The organism is Staphylococcus sp. FSL K6-0223 (assembly GCF_038008285.1).
This window is the reverse complement of record NZ_JBBOYX010000001.1, coordinates 1,270,490-1,294,051: the sequence shown is the minus strand read 5'-3', so window position 1 is coordinate 1,294,051 and position 23,562 is coordinate 1,270,490. Positions and strand designations below refer to the sequence as shown.

Annotated in this window: 21 protein-coding genes and 1 other RNA gene; 2 read left to right on the top strand and 20 right to left on the bottom strand. The window is 30.0% G+C overall.

All coding sequences use genetic code 11. From position 1 onward, the window contains the following. Positions 1-174: 174 nt before the first annotated feature. From MHI13_RS06445 to MHI13_RS06410, 8 genes are all read right to left on the bottom strand, one after another. The gene (locus MHI13_RS06445) at positions 175-1,053 is read right to left on the bottom strand and encodes a 5'-3' exonuclease (protein ID WP_070547800.1); all 879 of its coding nucleotides are present in this window, start codon (positions 1,051-1,053) and stop codon (positions 175-177) included. A 16-nt stretch (positions 1,054-1,069) separates the two neighbouring features. Continuing rightward, a complete protein-coding gene (locus MHI13_RS06440) occupies positions 1,070-4,513 on the bottom strand; it encodes a dynamin family protein (protein WP_070547798.1) in 3,444 nt (1,147 codons plus the stop codon). A gap of 163 nt (positions 4,514-4,676) precedes the next feature. After that, complete coding sequence (locus MHI13_RS06435) at positions 4,677-5,315, bottom strand: SDR family oxidoreductase (protein WP_002455331.1); 639 nt, start codon at positions 5,313-5,315, stop codon at positions 4,677-4,679. A 178-nt stretch (positions 5,316-5,493) separates the two neighbouring features. After that, positions 5,494-6,630: a THUMP domain-containing class I SAM-dependent RNA methyltransferase gene (locus MHI13_RS06430; protein WP_017176312.1), complete on the bottom strand. Its 1,137-nt coding sequence runs from the start codon at positions 6,628-6,630 to the stop codon at positions 5,494-5,496. Positions 6,631-6,747: 117 nt separating this feature from the next. After that, positions 6,748-7,134: RNase P RNA component class B (rnpB, locus tag MHI13_RS06425), an RNA gene on the bottom strand. A gap of 136 nt (positions 7,135-7,270) precedes the next feature. Beyond that, positions 7,271-7,609, bottom strand: coding sequence for a cell division regulator GpsB (gene gpsB, locus MHI13_RS06420; protein WP_002449866.1), 339 nt, complete (start codon positions 7,607-7,609; stop codon positions 7,271-7,273). Between the two features lie 11 nt (positions 7,610-7,620). Then, a complete protein-coding gene (locus MHI13_RS06415) occupies positions 7,621-8,184 on the bottom strand; it encodes a DUF1273 domain-containing protein (protein ID WP_017176310.1) in 564 nt (187 codons plus the stop codon). After that, positions 8,181-8,534 (bottom strand): DUF1798 family protein, encoded by a 354-nt coding sequence (locus tag MHI13_RS06410; protein ID WP_017176309.1) that lies wholly within the window; start codon positions 8,532-8,534, stop codon positions 8,181-8,183. The genes MHI13_RS06415 and MHI13_RS06410 overlap by 4 nt, the downstream gene beginning before the upstream one ends. 261 nt (positions 8,535-8,795) lie before the next feature. On the opposite strand from MHI13_RS06410, the gene recU reads away from it, so the two are divergent. Beyond that, the gene (recU, locus tag MHI13_RS06405) at positions 8,796-9,422 is read left to right on the top strand and encodes a Holliday junction resolvase RecU (RefSeq protein ID WP_048762475.1); all 627 of its coding nucleotides are present in this window, start codon (positions 8,796-8,798) and stop codon (positions 9,420-9,422) included. Then, the gene (locus MHI13_RS06400; RefSeq protein WP_070547796.1) at positions 9,419-11,812 is read left to right on the top strand and encodes a transglycosylase domain-containing protein; all 2,394 of its coding nucleotides are present in this window, start codon (positions 9,419-9,421) and stop codon (positions 11,810-11,812) included. The genes recU and MHI13_RS06400 overlap by 4 nt, the downstream gene beginning before the upstream one ends. A 93-nt stretch (positions 11,813-11,905) precedes the next feature. Here MHI13_RS06400 and MHI13_RS06395 read toward each other — a convergent pair whose 3' ends face one another. The 12 genes from MHI13_RS06395 to MHI13_RS06340 all read right to left on the bottom strand — a co-directional run bounded on the left by MHI13_RS06395 (position 11,906) and on the right by MHI13_RS06340 (position 23,559). Then, positions 11,906-12,241 (bottom strand): YpoC family protein, encoded by a 336-nt coding sequence (locus MHI13_RS06395; protein ID WP_340761033.1) that lies wholly within the window; start codon positions 12,239-12,241, stop codon positions 11,906-11,908. A gap of 4 nt (positions 12,242-12,245) precedes the next feature. Continuing rightward, positions 12,246-12,905 (bottom strand): endonuclease III, encoded by a 660-nt coding sequence (gene nth / locus MHI13_RS06390; RefSeq protein WP_070547793.1) that lies wholly within the window; start codon positions 12,903-12,905, stop codon positions 12,246-12,248. Further along, a complete protein-coding gene (locus MHI13_RS06385; protein WP_145423113.1) occupies positions 12,895-13,581 on the bottom strand; it encodes a DnaD domain-containing protein in 687 nt (228 codons plus the stop codon). Before MHI13_RS06385 ends, nth begins: the two co-directional genes overlap by 11 nt. A gap of 97 nt (positions 13,582-13,678) precedes the next feature. Continuing rightward, entirely contained in the window at positions 13,679-14,971 is a 1,293-nt protein-coding gene (gene asnS / locus MHI13_RS06380; protein ID WP_048682152.1) for an asparagine--tRNA ligase, read from the bottom strand. 106 nt (positions 14,972-15,077) lie between these two features. Continuing rightward, a complete protein-coding gene (locus MHI13_RS06375; protein WP_070547790.1) occupies positions 15,078-17,786 on the bottom strand; it encodes a helicase C-terminal domain-containing protein in 2,709 nt (902 codons plus the stop codon). 29 nt (positions 17,787-17,815) lie between these two features. Further along, positions 17,816-18,787, bottom strand: a complete 972-nt coding sequence (locus MHI13_RS06370; RefSeq protein ID WP_070547788.1) for a biotin--[acetyl-CoA-carboxylase] ligase — start codon at positions 18,785-18,787, stop codon at positions 17,816-17,818. Further along, the gene (locus MHI13_RS06365; protein WP_070547786.1) at positions 18,774-19,976 is read right to left on the bottom strand and encodes a CCA tRNA nucleotidyltransferase; all 1,203 of its coding nucleotides are present in this window, start codon (positions 19,974-19,976) and stop codon (positions 18,774-18,776) included. The genes MHI13_RS06370 and MHI13_RS06365 overlap by 14 nt, the downstream gene beginning before the upstream one ends. A 15-nt stretch (positions 19,977-19,991) precedes the next feature. Further along, positions 19,992-21,110 carry an N-acetyl-alpha-D-glucosaminyl L-malate synthase BshA gene (bshA, locus tag MHI13_RS06360; RefSeq protein WP_070547784.1) on the bottom strand — a complete coding sequence of 373 codons (1,119 nt, stop codon included), beginning with the start codon at positions 21,108-21,110 and terminating at the stop codon, positions 19,992-19,994. Between the two features lie 22 nt (positions 21,111-21,132). Continuing rightward, positions 21,133-21,450 carry a nucleotide pyrophosphohydrolase gene (locus tag MHI13_RS06355; RefSeq protein ID WP_017176301.1) on the bottom strand — a complete coding sequence of 106 codons (318 nt, stop codon included), beginning with the start codon at positions 21,448-21,450 and terminating at the stop codon, positions 21,133-21,135. Between the two features lie 200 nt (positions 21,451-21,650). Then, positions 21,651-22,349: a zinc metallopeptidase gene (locus MHI13_RS06350; RefSeq protein WP_017176300.1), complete on the bottom strand. Its 699-nt coding sequence runs from the start codon at positions 22,347-22,349 to the stop codon at positions 21,651-21,653. A gap of 27 nt (positions 22,350-22,376) precedes the next feature. Beyond that, positions 22,377-22,994, bottom strand: coding sequence for a DUF1405 domain-containing protein (locus tag MHI13_RS06345; protein WP_070547782.1), 618 nt, complete (start codon positions 22,992-22,994; stop codon positions 22,377-22,379). Between the two features lie 25 nt (positions 22,995-23,019). Continuing rightward, on the bottom strand, positions 23,020-23,559 hold the full coding sequence (locus MHI13_RS06340) for a YpiB family protein (protein WP_017176298.1): 540 nt from the start codon (positions 23,557-23,559) through the stop codon (positions 23,020-23,022). Positions 23,560-23,562: the final 3 nt, after the last annotated feature.

Sequence of the window (23,562 nt, the reverse complement as noted above, 5' to 3'; positions counted from 1 at the left end):
AATTATCGATATGAACATGAACAATCCCACACTTGTTCTGTTTAATTGTACCACGCTTTTAATTTTATGTGAATCAATTTTAAATTGAATATGATAATATTTTTATATAAATATAATTAAAATACGACTGGAACTTGTATTAAGTTACAGTCGTAAAAAGTCATCTTGGGTATATTAAAATTTTGAAGCAAGATATTTACCAGAGACATAAAGTTCGTGTTCATTACAAATTGAAAGAATATGATTCAATGAATGTGTATATTCCATTTCTTTATATAATGCAGTTGTATCGATAGGCACATCCGTATAGATTTCCGCTAATTGTTTGGATAAAATCAAATTTTCTTTATCAGTTGCAATTTTTTTCTGTTGACCAGGTGTAAGTGATTCGATATGGTCTAGTACGTTTTCAACGCTACCATAAGATTGTATTAATTTAATGGCGGTTTTTTCCCCAATACCTTTAACACCAGGATACCCATCTGCTGAATCTCCCATAAATGCTTTAATATCAATAAGTTGAAGTGGATGTAATGCATACTCTTCATTAAAACGATTAAGAGTATAATGATGATAAATATTAAAACCTTTTCTGATTAACCAGACTTCTACTTGTTCATTGATACATTGTAAAATATCTCTATCTCCAGTTACAATATGTACTTCATTATCTTTTGAATATATTTTAGCGAGTGTTCCTATGACATCGTCTGCCTCATAATTTGCAACACCGATATTCACAAAACCAAATTGTTCTGAAATGTCTTTTACGTAATCGAATTGAGGTATCAATTCTTCTGGTGGCGCAGGTCTATTTTGTTTATAAGAAGTATACATAGCATTTCTAAAGGTCGCTTGCCCCATATCCCAACATATCGCAACATGGCTTGGCTTAATATCCTTAATTGCCGTAAAGATATGTCTAACAAAACCTTGAATCCCATTGGTTGGCATACCTTTAGAATTATACATAAATTGATTGTGTAGACTTGTAGCATAAAAATGTCTAAATAAGAGTGCCATTCCATCTACAAGTAAGACACGTTGAGTCATATATTAATCCTTCTTTCTAATTTAAAAGTGGTTCCAATTGTTGATTTACTGTTTCTAATTGTTCAATGAGTGAATTATCGATACGTTTAGATAATAAGTCATTGATTTGCTCTAAAACATTATTATTTAACTGATTAAGTTCGATGTTCGCGTCGTGAGTTAAGTTAGATACATAATAATTTAATTGTTGTTTTAATACGTTTAGTGATGGTTGTAGCAGTTCTAGTGTATTTGTACAAATCATTTCTTGCAGTTCTCTTTGCGCATTTGCATTTAAAATTTTACGTTTAGACAACTGTTTAGGTAAAACTGAAAGCATCTCTTCTAAACTAATACGTAATAGTGCATCATCAGTAAACGGCGCTGTTATTTTAAAATGAGGTTGGATAAGTACATGAACTGAGTTTAATTTTTGAATTGTTGGTGCTATTTGTTGATCTAATTGAGAAGTAAAGTATGTTTTTATTCTTTCGACTAATAAAGTTTGTTCTAAATATAATCGTTGATGAACTTGATCTAAGTACATTTTCGTAGCACGTTTCTTTTCATCATTAAAATCATTATTTTGTGTCATTTGACTATTATATACTTTTTTAACCTCATCTAATAATTGAAGCTGTAATCGTTTATTTAAATGATAGATTTGTTCTTCAACCTCATTTTTAGTATGCTGCTCACTTGTATGAATAATTTGGTTAGTTAATGGTGTTTTATTTTTATAAGTTTCAAGTTGTTGTTGTCGTTCTAACATACGTGTTTGATTTGTTTTAAATTCATAGATGATTTGATTAAAGTTATCGCGCATTTGCTCGATTTGATGAATCATTTGCTTCTCTAAAATCGTTTTCGATTCAGTTTCGACAAAATGATTAATACTTTCTTTTAATTTAAGAATGCCTTCATCTTTAGTCTCCAATGCACGTTTACTTGATACACCGAATAATTCAGATGGCAGATTCACTTGAGATAGAGCATCTTTTACATACTGCTCCACTGCTATTAAATCTTCATTAGTTTCAGCTAAATCTATCGCATTAATAATCATTTTAAATATCTGTGCTTCATTTAATTGGTTAATATCTTTCATATGTTCAATAAATGCTTTGTCATTATCAGTAAATGAGTGATTAAAATAGCTCACATATAAAATTAGGTCTGAAGAAGTTAAGATGCGTTCAGTTTCATTTGTATGTCGTTGATTATTAGAATGTAACCCTAATGAATCAACGATAATTTTGTCTTTTAACCAATCCAGTGGAAGTTGTATATGAACAGTTTTAACAAATGTAGCGTATTCGTCTTCAGCACTCCATTGCTTAATTTCATTTTGTGAAATAGTATGTGTTATACCTTCTGTTAGCATATCTTGGTACATTGAAAAGTGCTTCTCTACTGATGTTATAAAAGCCAATTGATTTTTTTCTAATTGTTGTTTTAAAGACTCAATATTACTATTCATAAATTTTTCTAACGAGTTAAAAGAAACGTTTTGATATTCAAGTAATTGGTTTAATTCATTTAACAATTGCGTATTTGTTTTCAAAGTAATTTGACTATCATGACCATATGAGATTTCAGTCGTAGCTGCTGTTGTTGGATTAGGTGAGCTTACAAGATAATGATCTCCAAGTAAAGCATTAATCAAGCTACTTTTTCCTGCACTAAATGTACCAAAGACGCCTATTTTTACAATTTTATTATCTATGCGTTGCAATGTTGCTTTGATGTCTTGCTTAGTTTTATTGAATAAAGGAACAGGCTCAATGATAGCCAGAGCTTTCTGAATATCAAAGTGATGAGTTGTCGTATCCTTAGTTGATGTAATATCTTCGTCTAAATCATTTGTTGAAGATATGGTTGATTGATTAAGTTTATAATGTGTTTCTGTTCGATCAATTAATTTATCGAGTGAGTCATTTATATGAATATAATAATGTTTATAATTTTCAGTTGTTAATGACTGTTTTAAATTCTTGAACTCAAGATACTGTTCATATAAATGTGCATCATTATCTTCTATGTTAGATAATTCCGTTGCTTCAGTATGTTCAATAATGTCTTTAAATAATGAATCTGATTGTTTTTCGACAGCACGTGCAATTGCTTTTAAAACGTCATCACTAAATGTGAGCACATAGGTATTATTAATGCTTGTTTGTACTTGATATAAATTAGAAATTAAAGTAGGTTCAATTTCATAATGTTGATTTAAAATTCGTTGATTTACTTCAGAATGATGAATAAAGCGAGTTACAAAAGATAAATCTTCACGCATTGGTTGACGAATGTGTCGATTCACTTTTTCTTGTAAACGGTCTACAACAATTTGTAAACGTTTTGCTCTCTCTTCTTCCGTTTTCTTTTTTTTATTTAGAAGACCACTCACTTTGAAGTCTAAAGCCATGCTTTCAAGATAATAACGAATATCTTCTCGCATATCATGAGTCATAATATAAGCATTATCTAATATATTTTTCCGTTTTTCTTTTAAGTACGTTAATAATTGAGAAGAATGATTTAATAATTGTGCTTCTTCACTTATAGCTTGATTCTGTTGAAATTGTTTATAGGATTCTTCAAATTCGGATTCATTGATATTTAAAGCGTCAAGTATATTTTGCATATGCTCTTGAATATATGAAAGCTGAGTATGATGTATAAATTCAATGATACGTGTTACAAAATCTTCAATAGGTTCACGTAGTTTATCTTGTTCTACTAAAAACTCTGAGAATAAATGAAGTTGATTGTTTGGATGATCAAATTTACTAACATAAAATAGTTGAGCGACTTTAATATCCCAATCTTGTATAGATTGTTCTACTTTTTGTTTAAATGTATCAAAAGAAATTTCATTCTCATTATGCTTATCAATTTGATTGATAACAAAAATAATAGGTATGCCTACTTGATTCATGCGTTTCATAAATTGGAAATTGAGCGCAGACTGAACATGATTATAATCAACTATATATACAATCATATTGCTTGTATATAAAAATTGTTCAGTAGTGGATTGGTGTGTAGAAACATTTGAATCTACTCCTGGAGTGTCTTGTAATGTAAAACCAAGATTAAACTTATTTGAAGGAAACTTTATTTCAATAGATTCCACATCAATATTTAATCGGTTCATTATTTTTACATCATCATACGTTTTTAACTTAGCATATTTTTGATATTCTAAATTAGCAATAATTTCTTCTTCTTTTGAAACAGAAACTATAGCCGTATTACTCGTTGTTGGTACAGGTGAGCTAGGCAATATATCTTGTTCTAATAATAAATTGATTAATGTTGACTTACCAGCTGAAAAATGTCCAACAAATGATAAAGTATATTGATTTAAATATACTTTTTTAATCACTTGATTTATTGTATGTACTAATGCTTCGTTATTCGATTTTTCTATTTCTTTTTTTAATTTGTATAATACATCTAATTGTTCATTATTTTGCATAATGCTATCCCCTTTATTTCACTCACTCTAAAATATAAAAAAATTAAGGTTATAAAACTAAAAAGAATTATAACCTCACTTTTAGGGTGATAAAACTAAAATATCTTTAGCTATGTTTATTAAATTTTATCATAAGAAATAATAAAAACCTATATAGAATGAATTAGTTAAACCAAGCTGGTTTATCGCCATCAGTATTTGGTTTATTTACTCCAATATTTTGTCTAGAATAAAGTTCAGGTTGTTTCGCTATACGCACTGCTAAATTGGCTACACTTCTTCTAGAAACTTCTGTTCCTTTAAAGGTATCACCTTTTTGAGTAATTTCATAATCTGATTCATTTTTAAATGTTAACCAAGCAGGACGAATAATTGTATAATCTAAATCAGACGCTTCAATTAAATCAGCTGCTTTACGATATTTAGTTAATTTTTCACCAAATTGTTCTTTGTTAAATGTATTGAATTTATCTGGTAATTCGTCATAAATACCAGGAGCTGCCACAAATATTAAACGTTTAACATTCTTTTTGTTCATAGCATCTATAATGGCTTGTGCTTCTCTATCTAGTGATCCTGATAAACTTGCAAAAACAATATCTACTTGATCTAATGCTTTTTCTAAATCTTCAACATTTTTAGCATCACCTTCAAAGACAGTGATACGATTAGATGCGTAATCAGGAATACGGTGGGCATTTCTTAAAAATAAATCAACGTTAAAACTAGAATTCTCTAAGAAAATTTTAGTTGCTTCAATTGATACTTTTCCGTTAGCCCCTACAATTAAAACTGTTTGCATAACTTATTCTCCTTACTATACTGTTTAAATGTGCTGTGTTTTTAACACGCTTACTAATAACTTTACAATAGTCACTATTATAGTGCTAATAAATACATAAATTTTAAATAAATATTATCCAATTTATTAAGAAAAATTTACAAAATTAATTATTTTCAAATAAATCTTCAAGTCAAATTTATTTATCAATATTAGGCTTTTTTCCCCAGTATTGATAATACGTACATTCGATATAACCGTTAAAAAGTTTTCGACGTTTAGTTGCTTTACGATCTACTAAATACTCAAATTCTTTATTACTTGTAAGGATATATGTTGATAAATAAGGATGTTGTTTCATTAGTTTACCTACATATCGATACATTTCTTCAACTTCAGCTCTACCTCCAATACGCTCGCCGTAGGGCGGGTTACCAACTAACGCTACAGGTCCTTCTTGGTCGATAGTTAATGTATTAACATCCTTAACACTAAATTGAATAATATCACCTAGGCCTACTTCTTCAGCATTACGTTTAGCAATTTCAACCATTTCTGGATCGATATCAGACGCATACACTTGAATGTCTTTATCATAGTCAGCTTGTTGATCAGCTTCGTCACGCATGACGTCATAAATATTAGGAGGCATAATATTCCATTCCTCTGATACAAATTCTCTATTAAAACCTGGCGCAATATTTTGAGCAATTAAACATGCTTCAATAGCAATGGTTCCAGAACCACAAAATGGATCAATAAAGGGTGTATCACCCTTCCAATTTGCTAAACGTACTAAGCTAGCTGCTAATGTTTCTTTAATAGGTGCTTCACCTTGTGCAATACGATACCCTCTACGATTTAGTCCTGAACCTGACGTATCAATGGTAAGTAGGACATTATCTTTAAGAATAGCTACTTCAACAGGATATTTCGCACCACTTTCGTTTAACCATCCTTTTTCATTATAAGCTTTTTTAAGACGTTCAACGATAGCTTTTTTAGTAATGGCTTGACAGTCAGGAACGCTATGAAGTGTAGATTTTACACTACGACCTTGGACAGGAAATTGTCCTTCTTTATCGATAATTGTTTCCCAAGGTAATGCTTTTGTCTTTTCAAAAAGTTCATCGAATGTTTTAGCATTGAAGCGTCCTACTACTATTTTTAATCGGTCAGCTGTACGTAGCCATAAATTACATTTTACAATGGCATTAGCATCACCTTCAAAGAAAATGCGTCCATTTTCAACTTGAGTATTATAACCAAGTTCTTGTATTTCTTTAGCAACTACGGCTTCAAGACCCATTGGACACACGGCTAATAATTGATACATTATTTCATCTCCTTTGTCTCATATCATATTAGTATATTAACAAATATTAAAATAATTATGTATACAAAATAAAAAAAGCTCTCCATAAAAAGGGAGAGCTAAACTAGTCTGTGATATCTCTATAAGCCATGTTCTGTACCATTGTACTCATAACGTACACTAGTTGTACTGGTACTTTGGTGGTAATCATCTGTCTACAGATCTTTACTATGCGAGTAAAGATGTCTCGTTTATACGTTGAATTCCGCTAAACAAGTGCTCCTACCAAATTTGGATTGCTCACTCGAGGGGTTTACCGCGTTCCACCTTTTATATTTCTATAAAAGCTACGTCACTGTGGCACTTTCAAACTATTTTAACCATATCAATGAATGACTTAGGTTATTTCATTGCCGTCAAATTAATGCCTTGACTTATTGTTTCATCAAGCACGAACACTACAATCATCTCAGATTGTGTGAGCATGGACTTTCCTCTATATTTCTATAGCGATTACCCAAAATATCACTTTTGTGAGTATAACATAATTTTAAAATATTTAATAGAATTTTAAATAGATAAATAATTAGCTATCAAAATCAAACATAATAGCAATCAAACATGCTTCGTAACAAGCTTATATCTTTAAGATATCAATGTATTATTTGCCAAAAACAGCTTTTTCAAGATTAGAAATTCTTTTTAAAATGTCTACGTTGTTATTCGCTGATTTCGAATTGCTTGAAGCAAATGACTTATTATCAGAAGGACGTGAAGTTGCAACTCTGATTCTCAATTCTTCAACTTCTTTTTTAAGTTTATTATTTTCTTCAGATAGTCTGACTACTTCATTATTCATATCAGCCATTTTCTGATAATCAGTAATGATATCATCTAAAAAAGCATCAACTTCTTCACGACGATAACCGCGAGCCATCGTTTTTTCAAAGTCTTTTTCATAGATATCTTTTGCTGAAAGCTTTAAAGAAACATCTGCCATTAATTTCCACCTCATTCAAAACTTTGGTCTTGTTGCCATTGTAAATCGTTAATAAAGTCAGTAAGTTCATCAAATGTCACAATATCACAATTATAAGTCGTTTTTTCCATAAAATCAACTAACATCCTCTTAAAATATTTTGGACTTCCCTCTTGTTCATCATCATAAATTAATAACGTCATATCTGTATGATCTAATATAAATTGGTCTGTTTGTTTAAATTGAAAAGGTCCTTGATATTCAGAATGAAATACACTCTCTAGAAATTGTGCATTACTAGCAATAGATTCATACTTTGCTATATTGTGTTCATTCCATTTGGAGGTATGACCATAAAATGGTGTGATAATACCTAATTTTAACTCAGGATATGTGTCTTGTAATTTTAATACTACTTCAGCTGCCCATAATTCAATACCAATTTGTCCTTGAATGAGTACCCATTCTAGCCCTTCGTCAATATACTGTAATAATTTATGTTCTATAAATTGTTTAAGATAATCCACTTCTTTCATATCATCTTTAAATATATTTAACTCAAATGATTTATATCCAGTCACATATACTGTTTTCAATGTATTGATTCCTCTTTATCTTTTATATGTTTAAGCAAATTGGTAAGATCATAATTAGCAGATTTCAATTTTTCATTAAATAACTTCTTACTTGTTTTATTGTAGTGACACTCTACAGATAATTCCTTAATATGTTTAACTAAAATTTCTAATTTTTCCTTATTCATATAAGGAAATTGAATTAGTTCATCATGATAATGAGATAATTCTTCAGTTAAACCATCAATTTTTTTTACATAAGGAACAACATCTCGATGAAATTGCTTCTCTGACTGTGTCAATTTTATTTCATTATAGCTTGACGCCATGTACTGTAGTTCTTTAAGTATTTCATTAATTAATGTGTACATAACGAGGCCTCCTATATTCTTACAATTTATTACAATTATTTTATAGTATTGTTTAGATATAAATTTTACATTATTACAAATTTTTAAACATATTGTTTTCACTGTTAAAGCACGTTAAAATAGAATAGATAATTAATGAATATATTTAATTATGTGTAGTATAATATAAATATTATGCTCATTTCATTATTATCGTATTATAGTTTAATATTATTCTCTGAGAAATTGAAAGTGTAATATTAAATTTGTGTGGTGAGTATGATAAATTATCCAAATGGAAAACCATTCAAACTAAATCCTACTAAGGTTGGAAGTAATCAAAGTGATGCTTCTAGTAACATTAAATATGGTGGACGAGGTATGACTCTCGAAAAAGATATTGAACAATCTAACAATTACTATTTTAAGCATGGTGTGGCTGTTATACATAAGAAACCTACTCCTATTCAAATTGTAAATGTTCATTATCCTAAAAGAAGTAAAGCTGTAATTAATGAAGCATACTTTCGAACACCTTCTACAACTGATTATAATGGCGTTTATCGAGGCTATTACATTGATTTTGAAGCGAAAGAAACGAAAAATAAAACGTCTTTCCCTTTAAATAATATCCATGATCATCAAGTAGAACATATGAAAAGTTGTTTTCTACAAAAGGGACTCGTCTTTTTACTGATTAGATTTAAAATGCTTGATGAGGTATATCTATTACCTTTTTCGAAGTTTGAACCTTTTTGGGAAAGATATAAAAAGGAAATAAAAAAATCAATAACAGTTGAAGAAATCAAAAAAAATAGTTACTATATTCCTTATCAGTATCAACCTAGATTGAACTATCTCAAGGCTGTTGATAAGTTGATATTAGATGAAAGTGAGGACCGCGTATGACGGAAAATAAAGGATCTTCCCAACCAAATAAAGGTAAAAATGGGAAATCCAAATCAAAAAAGAATAAGAATGTAAAAAGAACGATTATTAAGATTATAGGCTTTTTATTCATTGCCTTTATCGTGTTACTTCTACTCGGTATACTTCTATTTGCATATTATGCTTGGAAAGCTCCAGCATTTAATGAGTCTAAATTACAAGATCCAAAGCCTGCTGAAATTTATGATAAGAACGGTGACTTGGTTAAGAAATTAGACAATGGTGCACGTAGAGAACATGTTGATTTGAAAGATGTTCCTAAAAATATGAAAAATGCCGTGTTAGCAACTGAGGATAATCGCTTCTATGAACATGGTGCTTTAGACTATAAACGTTTATTTGGTGCTATTGGTAAGAACGTAACTGGTGGTTTTGGTTCTCAAGGGGCATCTACTTTAACACAACAAGTGGTTAAGCGTTCATTCCTTTCAGAAAAGAAATCTATTGGACGTAAAGCGCAAGAAGCTTATCTATCTTACCGTTTAGAGCAAGAGTACAGTAAAGATGATATTTTCCAAATGTACTTAAATAAAATTTATTACTCAGACGGTGTATATGGCGTTAGGGCTGCAGCTAAATATTACTTTAATAAGAATTTAAATGAACTTAATTTAGCTGAAGAAGCCTATCTAGCTGGTTTACCACAAGTTCCTAACCTTTATAACATTTATGATAACCCAAAAGAAGCTGAAAACCGTAAAGAAACTGTTTTATACTTAATGCACTACCATCATAGAATCTCTGATAAACAGTGGAAAGAAGCTAAAGCTACTTCATTAGAAGATAATTTAGTAAAACGTACAACAAAAGAACGTCAAATATCTAATGATGATTCTAATAGTGAGTATGATTCTTACGTTAATTTTGTTAAAGCTGAATTAATAGGCAATAAACACTTTAAAAATAAAAACTATAGTGATTTAATGCAAAGTGGTATTAAGATTTATACAAATATGGATAAAAACGTTCAAAAAACGCTTCAAGATCGCATTGATAATGGTGATTACTATAAAAATGATGATCAACAAGTGGGTTCAACCATTCTTGATAGTAAAACAGGAGGCATTGTAGCCATTTCTGGTGGACGAAATTATAGAGATGTCGTTGATCGTAACGCTGCTACAGATACACACTTGACTGGTTCATCACTGAAACCATTCTTATCATACGGTCCAGCAATTGAAAATATGCAATGGGCTACAAACCACGCAATGCAAGATGAATCAAGTTATTCCATTGATGGTGGTACATTCCGTAACTATGATGGGCAAGGTCATGGTACAGTATCTGCATACGATGCATTAAGACAAAGTTTTAATATTCCTGCTTTAAAAGCTTGGCAACAAGTATCATCAAATGCAGGTAAAGATGCTCCAAAAGATTTTGCGTCTAAAGTTGGTTTAGATTATGACATTGATTTAGGGCCATCTGAAATTTTAGGTGGCGGTGCTTCTGAATTCTCACCTACTCAATTAGCATCAGCATTCGCATCAATAGCTAATGGTGGTACTTACAATAATGCACATTCAATTCGCAAAGTTGTAACATCTGATGATGAAACTATCGAATTTGATCATACAAGTCATAAAGCGATGGAAGATTATACTGCTTACATGCTTGCAGAAATGTTAACTGGTACATTTAAACCATATGGTTCTGCTTACGGTCATGGTGTTGCTGGCGTTAATATGGGTGCTAAAACAGGTACAAGTACTTATGGCACAGAAGTTAATAATCAATATAACTTACCTGACAATGCAGCTAAAGATATTTGGATGAATGGTTTCACACCTAAATATACAATGTCAATTTGGATGGGCTTCAGCCAAATTAAACCAGGCGGTGAAGATTCATTCTTAGGACATTCTGAACAAGAATATGCACAATATCTATATAAAGATGTGATGTCAGATATTACTTCAAGTAATGATGGTGACTTCAAAAAACCTGATTCAGTTACTGGTTCAAGTGCAAGTACACTATCTGTTAAAGATCATCCAGATAATAATACAACATCAGGAAGTAAATATGATAACAAGTCTACTAGTAGTTCAGATAGTAGCTCATCAAACGATTCAAGTAATTCTAGTAGTACAGAAAGTAGTTCAAGCAATTCTACTTCTACCAGTGATAACAACTCAAATACTACATCAACAACGAACGGTAATACTACAACGAATACTGGTAATACAACTGATAACTCAGCAAATAATTCAACTACGAACAACAGTGCTAACAATAGTACCACATCAACTCAACAAAATAATAATAATGATAATACAAATAACAATAGTAGTTTATCTAACATATTTAAAGCAAACACGATTTTTAATTTTAGAAAAGCGTCGTAATAGCTTTAAAAACGACATAGTCTTTTATAAGGCTATGTCGTTTTTTTAACTAAAAAAAGTCTAGAACAACTTTGCTCTAGACTATCTTTCATATTAATTATTATTTTGATTTTTTCTTCTAATTTGATATGAAGCGTTCATTTTAATAAGTTCATTTTTCAAAGTTTTCATTTGACTATACCCTATAAAGTGGTATTTTCTTTTTAACATATATTGATATCGTTCTAAAAAATTCATAGGAACAACTGGATATTGGTCTAACTGATTTAAATCAATAGACTCTTTTTCATTAATTTGTCTAAAAAACAAAAGAAGTAGTTCAAAATAATCATCGATATATTGTTTTGCTAAATCAGAATTTAGTTGTCTTTTCTTAGCATAGACATCAAGTTCATTTTCTAGCGATTCAAATTGTGATTTATTAATCATTTGATTAGACTTCCTTTTTCATTGCTTTCATGCGTTTTTGCCCTTCTCTACAATCCTCAAGTAATGGACAAATATCACATTTTGGTTTTCGAGCAATACAATGATAACGTCCAAAAAAGATAAGTTGATGATGACTTTTACTCCATCTTTCTTTTGGAATAATATCACACAAACGTTCTTCTACTTGTTTAACATTATCTTTCCACTTATTAATACCTAGACGCTTTGAAACACGTTCAACATGTGTGTCTACTGCTAAAGAAGGCTCATCAAAAGCTACACTCATGACAACGTTCGCTGTTTTTCGTCCGACTCCAGCTAAACTTTCTAAATCTTTATGTGTATGAGGAACTTGTCCATCGTACTGGTCGAGTAAAGATTGGCATAATTTTTTAATATTTTTTGCTTTATTACGATATAAACCTATGGATTTTATATCATTATGCAATTCTTCTATATCTACTTTTAAATAATCTTCAGGTGTTTTATATTTTTTAAAAAGTGAACGTGTTACTTTATTAACTAAATTATCTGTACATTGCGCAGATAATAATACAGCTATTGTTAATTCAAACGGATTATCATGTTTTAATTCACATTCTGCATCGGGAAACATATCTGCAATAACGTCAATCATTTCTAATGCTTTTTTCTTACTTACCATCTAGATTCTCTCCATTTAACCAGTCAAATTTAGGTATATGTTTTACAGTATGAGTTAATTTAGGTTTATTGAATTTTTCTCTCACTTTGTTAGATTCTTCTAAAGTTGTTACATTGTTTTTCTTCCAATTTAATAAAATACGATCAACATATTTAAAGCTTAATTTATCATGACTATATGCTTCATCTAATGCAGCACGTATTAAAGTGTAATCATGTTGGTCTATATCAATCCATTGGTTGAGCGTTTCGATTTCATATGGTGATAAGGGTCTCGAAAACAACTGTTCAATATATTGAAATAAATCCTTAAAGTTTTGTTGCGTTTGATGATGTGTAGTTTCATTTTTTTCTTGAGTTAAAATATCACTTAACTTTTCGTAAAAACGATTTAAATTCATATATTCAGTAAATTTTCCTTCCTCATCTTTACTTACATGCAGTGCAAGTAAATCACGCTGAATTAAATTTTGAATAATTGATGTTATTTCTCTCGGCACCATATTTGAACCTTTTTGCAAAAATTCTATTGAGGGTTGTTTATTAGAAACTTCAGCGGCATAAATCAACTTAATCAAAATGACTAAATCTTTTTCATTTAAACCTAATTCATTGTAATGATCGAAAAGTTCCCTTCTAACTACAACAGGACGAGTTTTAAGTTGATGTGTGTCCATGATACCCCTCTCTTTCTTATTGTAAAAAGTGGGAGTGAGACATGAATAACATCATTTAGTCTCACTCCCCAAGTATGATTTATAAAACGTGATATTTTTATGGATATAAACGATTTAATAAACGTGGGAATGGTGATGTTTCTCTCACGTGTTCAACGCCTGAAATCCATGCAACTGTACGTTCTAAACCTAAACCGAAACCACTGTGTGGCACACTACCATAACGACGTAAGTCTAAATAGTAGTTATAACTTTCTGTATCAAGTTGATGTTCATCGATACGTTGTTCTAATAATTCTAGATCATTGATACGTTCAGAACCACCAATAATTTCACCATAACCTTCTGGTGCAATTAAATCTGCACATAAAACTGTGTCTTCGTTGTCAGGGTTAGGCTGCATATAGAATGGTTTAATTTTAGTTGGATAGTTTGTAATAAATACTGGTAAATCATAATGATTAGCTATAGCTGTTTCATGAGGCGCACCAAAGTCTTCACCCCATTCAATGTCATCAAATCCTTCTTCTTTTAAGAATTTGATAGCATCATCATAAGAGATGCGTGGGAATGGCGCAGATACTTTTTCTAATTTGCTCGTATCTCTATCTAGCGCTTTTAATTCTAATTTACAATGTTCTAATACAGATTTTACGATATGTGATACATATTGTTCTTGAACTTGTAAACTTTCTTCGTGATTGGTAAATGCCATTTCAGGTTCAATCATCCAGAATTCAATTAAATGACGTCTTGTTTTAGATTTTTCCGCTCTAAATGTCGGTCCAAATGAGAAAACACGTCCGTGTGCCATAGCTGCAGCTTCCATATATAATTGACCACTTTGAGATAAAAATGCATCTTGATCAAAGTATTTAGTATGGAATAATTCACTAGTACCTTCTGGTGCACTTGCAGTTAAGATAGGCGGATCAATTTTAGTAAAGCCATTTTCATTAAAGAATTCATATGTTGCTCTAATAATTTCATTTCTAATTTTCATTACTGCATGTTGCTTTTTAGATCTTAACCATAAATGACGATGATCCATTAAGAATTCTGTACCATGATTTTTAGGTGTGATTGGATAATCATGAGCTTCATGAATAACTTCAATTGATTTTACTTGCATTTCATAGCCTAAATCAGATCGATTATCTTCTGTAATTGTACCTGTGACATATAATGATGATTCTTGTGTAATGTCTTTAGCAAGTTTAAATGTTTCTTCGTCAACTTCTGATTTAACGACAACACCTTGCATAAATCCACTACCATCACGTAATTGTAAAAATGCAATTTTACCGCTTGAACGTTTATTTGTTAACCAAGCGCCAATTGTGACTTCTTGATTAATGTATTGTTTTGCTTGTTTAATTGTTGTTTTCATAATCAAACTCCTACTTTATTTTCTTTTTATACAATACTTATTTATTTTATCAAAATAGAAAGTGAACTTCTAGCACCTGAATAGTGTTCTCATCATTTAAAATAATCTATTTTTTTCTATTTTTCAGTTTACTCGCCTGCATGCGGTGAAGTAATTTACTAAATTGTTGAATATTCCCTTTTTTTTGGGAATAAGATTCTAACGATTGTTCAAAAAAACGCTTATAGTTACTATTTGTTAAACGATCGTCAAAGGAAACAATGAGCCCCTTGTCATCTTCGTTACGAATCAATCTACCTAGACCTTGTCTAAAACGCGTTACAGCATCAGGTAAGACATAATCTTTAAATGTAGATTCAAATTCTGAATCCATTAACCAATGCTTTGTATTATATTTATTCATGAATGGTAATTTAGCAATCATCACACATTTAATACCATTAGATTGATAGTCAAATCCTTCAAAGAATGTTGATGTACCTAACAAAATAGCTTTATCAAAATGATTAAATTGTTGAACAATTTTATAGTTTTGATTTTGTTGTTGGGTCAAAATAACATAATCGTCAAATATCGGTAATTCATTTAATAGCTCTTGTACCATATGCATCATTCGATAACTTGTGAAAAGTACGAGACATTTAGATTGTGTTACAGTGACGTACTCTTGAATATAGTCTACAATAGATGCTACATAATCTTCTGTATTTTTAAAATCATAAGAAACAACATCGCTTGGAATGTAAATATTTGTTGATTTATGATTTTGAAGTGATGACTGTACTTCATAAGTATTAAATTCTACATCTTCTTTAAACCAGTTTTTAAATGCCTCAAACGAATGGTTGAATGTAAGTGTGCCTGAAATAAATGTTAATGATTTAAATTTATCGAGCACTTGCTTTGTTAAAATATCACGGACTTCATAATCTTTTACAATTAGACGTATGGTCGATTTTTGATTCAAATTTTTGATAGATATGAAGGCAGTATGATTTTGTTTTAAACTTAGTTCTATATGTCTGTAATTATCGTTAATGTAAAGTAATTGCTTACGTATAGATTTGATTGTTTTATGGTTAATACCATTAAAAAATTCTAAAGTTTTGTTGATTTTGTCTACAATTGCATGCAAATCTTTTAGAATACGTGTAGCATCAAAGTCGAATACATAATGATATCGATGTACATCATCATCATGTACGTCTGAGTGTTGAACAATATCAAAAATATGATTAAATAGGGTTTCATTTAGTTCGTGTAAATCAGAAATATTAGATTTTAGACCAAACACGTCAATAGGTGGAATATCTAATCGTTCTAAAATACGTTGTTGCTCTAAATGATCTACTAATTTAAGAAGCTTTTCATTTTCATTTTTCCCTATTAAACCTAACTGATATTTGATATCAGAATAGTTTAATTCATTGGTCACTTGATTAAGAGCATAATCAGGTAAACGATGTGCTTCATCAATGATACAATCATCAAATAACTGATAGATTGAATTCTCTTGATCTGAATGAATAAGATGCGCATGATTAGTAATACCAATTTGAATATTTTGAGCATTACGTTTTATATAATTATAGTAATGAATATCGTGCCTTACTGGAACATAAGTTTCTAATTTTTGGTCAAAATACATTTTCTGACCACCTTTTAAATTTAACTCTTGTATGTCTCCAGTATTTGTTTCTAATATCCATATAAGTAATTGCATTTTTAAAATATTCACTTCATAGTTAGCTGTATCATCTTTTAAAATTTGACTTATCAATCCTAGTGAAATATAGTCTGTTTTACTTTTGATAAGTGCAGCATTAATTTTGAAATCTAGCGCGCGATTAATACTAGGAATATCTTTTTGAAGTAATTGATGTTGAAGTAATTTCGTGTTTGTTGAAATCATTACATGTTTGCCTGTTTCAATGTTATACATCAATGCAGCTAATAAGTATGCTAGTGATTTACCACTTCCTAAAGGTGCTTCAATAAGTGCCTTATCATTATGCATTAACTGCTCTAAAATAATTTCTGACAAATAGAGTTGTTGTGGGCGATAAGTAAGTTCAAGTGCTGTTGTAACTTCTAGATATAAATCTTTTAATGAACCTTTAAATTCAATTTGTGGTACTTTTAAGTCTTGTTGTTTTTTATAGATAATCTGTTCAAATTGAGCATACTGATAATCTATATCATGATTATGATGTTGTCTGACCATTTCAAATAAAATGTTAAATAAATCATATTTTAAATGCTTACTTAAATAATATAATTGCTTTAAGGTATCTATAGGTAATGACTCAAACTTTTTAAAAGCTTTAATCATTAAATAGGCCGTTGTTGTTGCATCCTCATCTGCTCGATGTGCATTTGTCAGAGGTATATTATGAGCATTTGCTAATTCACTTAATTGGTAACTTTTTTCAGTAGGAAATGCAATTTTAAATAATTCCAGGGTATCAAGCACCTTTTTAGGTTTAAAATGAATATTACTTTTTTCAAATGCCTTTTTAATGAAATTTAAATCAAAGTCAACATTGTGGGCTACAAATATACAATCTTTGAGTTGTTCGTATATGTCATCAGCAATTTCATAAAAATACGGTGCTTGTTCTAGCATAGTTTCTTCGATAGAAGTCAAAGCTTGGATAAATGGTGGGATTTCCAAATCAGTACGAATCATTGAATGATAAGTTCCTGATATTTTATTATCACGTACAAATGTAATACCAATTTGTATAATTTCATCATGTTCAAGTTGGTTTCCGGTTGTTTCTAAATCTACTACCGCAAAACTTGTATATGCCATAACTATCTCTCCTAATTCTATCCGTATGCTTATATATCTATATCTGCGCTTATCAGTCGTCTCATCTGATTATCTTCATCTTTGACAATTAAAAAGCCATCATTATCAATATCAATAGCTTCACCTATAAATTGTTCTCCACTTTCAGTAAATGTTAACTTACGATGCCAAATATTAGATGTACGAATGTATTCATCTCTAATCGTTTCAAATGAAGAATTAAGAAATTGATGGTAACGCTTTTCAATTTCCTCAATTAAACGTTTTAAAAATTGATATCGATTGATTTCTTCTGAATTGTGCAAGCGAATGCTTGTAGCACGATGACGTATAATATCAGAAAAATCTTCTTCTTGATGGTTTAAATTAATACCAATACCACATATTATAGCCTCAACTGCATCAGCATTTGCTACCATTTCTGTTAAAAATCCACATACTTTTTTATCATTAATATAAATATCATTTGGCCATTTAATCTCTACTTTGTCTTTAGAAAATGCTTGGATAGCATCTCTAATTCCTAAAGCTATAAAAAGATTAAATTTTGGAATCATTGCAAATGAGACATTAGGTCTTAAAACAACAGACATCCATAACCCTTTTCCTTTTGAAGAAGACCAATTACGATTGAAACGACCACGACCTTTTGTTTGCTCATCACTTAAAATTAACATGGTGTATTGATTATCAACAAGGCTTTGTTTAGCAATAGTTTGAGTAGATTCAACACTATCATATACTTCAATTTTGGATACTAAATGATTAGACTCTAGTACTTTATTGATAATGCCTCTATACCAACGATTTGGCGATGCATTAAGCTTATGTCCTTTATGATTAATTGAGTCAATATCACATCCATCTGCTTTTAATTGATCAATTACTTTTTTTACAGCAGCTCTCGATATATTAAGCTGATTCGCAATGTATTGACCAGAAATATATTCTGATTGATGCTCATATAACATTTTAACGACATCTTGACTATATTTTGACATTTTCATTCACCCATTTCAAAATTTCTTCTTTGTTATTTTTGATTTTATCAGTAACTATCGCACATTCTATTTCTCTCAATACATTTTTTAACCAAGGGCCACCATTTTTATTAAAATGATCAAGTAAATCTTTTCCATTCACATCCATTTCTTTACGTTCATGTAATTGGAGGTGTTGAACGACTTGTTTAATAGAAAGAGAATTGATAATAAGTTCTGAAGCGGTAGGAATTTGATTATTTTGAAGTACAGAATAAATATTTAAAACCTTTAAGATATAATAGTCACTATAATCATAAACAAATAATTTTAAAGCATCTTTAGAAGTAATTTGAGGTAATGTTTCAATAATATCAATATATGTATGTATATCTGATTTTTCTTTATTACTAATTTTTAATTGCTTTAAAGAAGGAAGCGTATCATTTTTTATAAGTAAAATGGCTAACCATTGTTCAAATTCAAGAGGTTCATTGATGTAAACACATGTCATATCTAATTCATTAAAAAATGGAATATGATTAAAAAGTTTTAAAGATAATAAATTATGATAACTCTGTTTAACATTACTTCCTAAGATTAATTTTTTAAATTCTACAACAATTCGTTCGATTGATAAATATTCAATGTTCGAACAAGTTAATTGCATTGCTTCAAAGGTTTCAGTATGAATATCAAATGTAAGTTGTGACTGAAATCTAAGTCCACGAATAATTCTTAATGCATCTTCTTTAAATCGTTCACTTGGATTCCCTACTGTACGTATTAATTTTGATTGTATATCCTTTTGACCACCAAAGTAATCAAATATTTTATAATTTTTATCCATAGCAATAGCATTGATAGTGAAATCTCTACGTTGTACATCTTCATAGAGATTTCTCACAAAATGAACTTCACTTGGACGACGGTGATCTAAATAATCACCTTCTGATCTAAATGTCGTCACTTCGTAATTTTCATTGTTGAAAACAACATTGATTGTTCCATGCTCTTTTCCAATTGGAATAGTGTGTTCAAATATATCTTCAATTTCATCTGGCATCGCACTTGTAGTGATATCAATATCATGAATTGTACGATGCATAATGTAATCTCTGACTGCCCCGCCTACAAAATAAGCTTCGAAATGATGTGTTTCTATTTGATTAAGAATTGGCAGAGCTTTTTCAAATAATTCATTACCCATATTAATCCTCTTTTTTTAATTCAACATTTTTTTATAGTAATATTCATATTGATCGACGATAAGTTCAGAACTAAATCGTTGTTTAATATCTTTAAGCATATTACTTTGTAATCTTTGATAGAGTTCCTCATCTGTTAATAATTTTAGTGCATAATCACTTGCTTGTTCACTATCTCCTACATCTACAATATAACCTGTTTCACCATGTTTGATGACTTCTTTAATACCTCCAGCATTTGAACCTATAGGTACTACTCCCGTAGTCATTGCCTCTAATAGTGTAAGACCAAAACTTTCTTTTTCACTTAACAGTAAAACTAAATCAGCCATTTGATAAAATTTACTAACTTGATCTTGTTTACCTAAAAATAATACATCATCTTCGATATGTAATGATCTTGCTATTTTACGCATATCTAAAAGTTCTGGGCCATCACCTAATAAGATCAACTTACTTGGTATATGTTTATGGACTTTAGCGAAAGTTTCTAAAATAGTGTCAATACGTTTGACTTTTCTAAAGTTTGATACATGTATAAGAACTTTTTCCTCAGGCTTTATATCGTAAAGCTCTTTATATTGATTTTCATGTTGTGTAGGAAACTCTTTTTCTCGAACAAAATTATAAATAGGAATAATCTCTTTATCTGTTTCAATAATTGATTGTGTTTGTTTAGCTAATGACTGACTGACACTAGTCACGAGGTCACTTTGTTCAATGCCAAATTTAATAGCACCTTTAAGTGAATGGTCGTAGCCTAACACTGTGATATCAGTACCATGTAATGTTGTCATAATTTTTATATCTTTTCCAGCCATTTGACGTGCTAAAATACCACATACAGCATGTGGTACAGCATAATGCATATGCAAGATATCCAAATCATACTCTTTAATGACTTCAGATATTTTTGTGCTCAATGTAATATCATACGGTGGATATTGAAATACTGCATATTGATTTACTTCGACTTGATGGATAGTAATGTTAGGCAACGGCTTACGAATTCTAAAAGGAATATTTGACGTAATAAAGTGAACTTCATGTCCCCTTTCTGCCATTTTAATACCTAATTCAGTTGCTATGATACCTGAGCCACCCATTGACGGATAACATGTAATACCTATTTTCATAAAATAACCACCTTTCTATCCATTATTTACGTTCAAATCGGTTTTTATCTCTAGTATTAAATTTCTCCATTGTATCATTAAAACTTTCTGTCATATCAATACCAAGGGAATTAGCAATGCAAAGTAAAACAAATAAATTATCTCCTAATTCAGCTTTAACAGAGTTTTCTTCTTCCGTTGGTTTCTTTTGCTTTTCACCGTAATAATGATTGATTTCTCTTGCAAGTTCGCCCACTTCTTCTGTTAGACGGGCTAAATTAGCTAATGGAGAAAAATAACCCGCTTTAAATTGACTAATATAGTCATCTACTTCTTTTTGCATTTGATTTAAAGATTTCATCATCATTCTCCTTTTTTCCGTTTCTTACTAAGTATATCTCAAATTACTTGTTAATGCATTTTATCAATTTTATTCTATGGGGTATAAAAAAGAGCGAAACAGAATTCATTTTTGAATTCATATTTCGCTCGGTATAACTATTTGAAAATCTTAAATGTTATTATACAAGATTTAAACTTAAGTTAGTTTATAAAGGTATTTTAGTTATCATTTGCACGTGCCAGTAAAATAATTCTAACAAGTTCGGCTACAGCTGTAGCTGTTGCTGCTACATAAGTCATAGCTGCTGCTGATAATACCTTTCTCGCATGTTTATATTCTTTTTCATTCACAATATTAAGTGCAGTAATTTGTTTCATAGCTCTTGAGCTTGCATCAAATTCAACTGGTAATGTCACGATTGAGAATAAAACTGCTAATGACATTAACCCAGCACCAATCCATAATGCAGTTGAGCCAAAAGCGCTACCTAATGCTGTTAAAAAGATACCAGCCATAATAACGATGTAGCTTAATGAACTACCAATATTTGCTAACGGTACTAAAGCAGTTCTAAAACGTAAAAATGCATAACCTTGTTGGTGTTGAATAGCGTGTCCAACTTCGTGTGCCGCAATAGCTGTACCAGCTACTGAAGGACGGTCAAAGTTTGCAGGAGATAAACAAACTACTTTCTTATTTGGATCATAGTGGTCTGTTAAAAAGCCTTCGCCCTTAACTACATCTACATCATAAATTCCATTAGCATGAAGAATTTCTTCTGCTACTTCACGACCAGTTTTACCACTTGTTGATCTTACCTGTGAATATTTTTCATAATTTGATTTTACTTTGTGTTGAGCCCACATTGGAATGAGCATAATAATGACGATATATATAATATAAGACACTATAGACAATCAATTTCACTCTCCTTTAATCATATTCTACTGACTATCGATTTTTTTATCAAATAATTTAACCTTTATTAATTTATTAAAATTATAATAAAGCATAAGTGATATAATACTTAGCCATAGCGCGATAAAAGCAACTAAATTAACGTGTTGCTGTATAAAATCATAATAAGGATATTTCTTTAATATATAATCTACATAATCATTGTTAAATACCCATATCATAGAGATAAACAAACTGAGCATAGAGATGTTGAATCGTGGATAAAAATAGATACTTTCAAGTACCATAATTCCATGACTAATAATTAAAAATACATTCATAATAGTTATATCATCATTATTAATTATCATTATAAAATTCATAATGACAGCCCATAAACCATATTTAAATAAAGTTACAAATGCTAGTCCTTCAATAATACTATTTTGTTTATTTAAAATTATTAAACAAATTGATATACATAAAAATAGCGATGCAATAGGACTATCTGGTACAAAAATTAGATAATGCCATTGTGTCTTAAGTAATTGATCACCATACCATATAAAACCATAAATGGTACCTAAAACATTACATATAAGCAATATTACGAGTATGGAACGTTGATATAATGATAATTCCCATAGTTGTCTTAAAGTAGGCATAAGTTATAATTCCTTTAATTTTGATCTATGAGTGATGAGTTAATACACTCAAAATTTGTGATAATTGATAAAAGCGTTGTTGATCTTTCATTTGTAAACTTACATCGATATGATGTTCTAATTGTTCGATTAATGAATACTTTTTATTTAGATCAAGATTTAAGTGATATATATTATTAAGATATGCAAGATATTGATCAGAATATATTAATTGTTGAATTATGAGCTCATTTAATCGCCAATCTTGCTCATCGTTGTATTCAAAGTGAATGAATATATCAATACAAATATCTTTAGAAGCTATATAATTGAATATTTCATTTGTATTAATTAATGTTTGATCGTCTTTTGTTAATTTAATTGCAGAGAAATTGGAGTGTTTTAGGCCAATTTCAAGGGTTATATGACTTTTAATTTTCTTATTTACAAAATGACTACAATTTAATTTTAGCGGTGAAGCTTTTAAATAATTTAATAGCCACACACTAATTCTGGACTTAAAATGATAATGAAACAAAGCATATTCAATATAGCTTTGTTTCATTTTAACTAATGTGTCATTCAATTT